The following is a 728-nucleotide window of genomic DNA, read 5'->3' as shown; positions in this document are numbered from 1 at the left end:
CACCGTGATTCATGCAGTGGCTGTACCTGGCCAATTGATTACTCGCGTGTTACCCGTTCAGGAGGGACCCTTATGACATTCTTACGCCCGATGCTGGCGATACTGGTCGCGTTGATGCTGGCCGCATGTTCCGCCAGCAATAAAGGCCAGATGGAAGTCACCGAAGACGGCGAAGTCGTTACCAAGGTGTATTCCAACAACAGCCTGCTATCCAGCCGCATTTCCGTGGAAGACCTGCGCCAGAAACGTGTGGGCGATATGCTGATGGTTCAGGCGGTGCTGGAAAATGACTGGAAATTCCAGCTCGACTTCCAATACAAGTTCAAGTGGTTTGATGCCGACGGTTTTGAACTGGAACCGGAAGCCCAGCCCTGGCAGCAGGTGGTCATGGCCGGCCGCAGCCAGAACAGTGTGAAGGGGGTTTCCCCCAATCCGTCCGCCGTGCGCTTCGAAATCTGGGTGCAGGAATAACTGTCAGCCCGGCTGACGTAACAAGGAACAAGGAGAAACAAGAATGGTACGTGTATTTTCAATGATGATGCTTGGCGCTGCACTGGTGCTGTCTGGCTGTTCCACCGTGGATTATGGCGATGCCCAGGGCCGCGAAACCGTGAACACCGATTTCGGTTCCACCGACCTGCAGATGATTGCCAGCAAAATGGTGGATGACATGCTGGTGTTCCCGCCCATCGTGCAGATGACCCAGAGTCGTCGCCCGGTGGTGTTTG

The 728-nt window shown here is 55.4% G+C and carries 1 protein-coding gene and 1 pseudogene; both read left to right on the top strand.

The features are described 5' to 3' along the window. Nucleotides 1–72 precede the first annotated feature (72 nt). Nucleotides 73–471: a YcfL family protein gene (locus tag A3730_RS27495; protein ID WP_063520532.1), complete on the top strand. Its 399-nt coding sequence runs from the start codon at nucleotides 73–75 to the stop codon at nucleotides 469–471. 43 nt (nucleotides 472–514) lie between these two features. Further along, nucleotides 515–728 (top strand): annotated as a pseudogene (locus A3730_RS27490) (penicillin-binding protein activator LpoB); the annotation flags it as partial.

The sequence above is a fragment of the Alcanivorax sp. HI0044 genome, from assembly GCF_001634945.1.
Note: the sequence above shows the minus strand (reverse complement) of the source record. Positions and strands in the feature narration are given on the sequence as shown.

Bases quoted from the DNA above. Each gene is read 5' to 3' on its own strand.
- A3730_RS27495 (WP_063520532.1), top strand. From the start codon at position 73: ATGACATTCTTACGCCCGATGCTGGCGATACTGGTCGCGTTGATGCTG.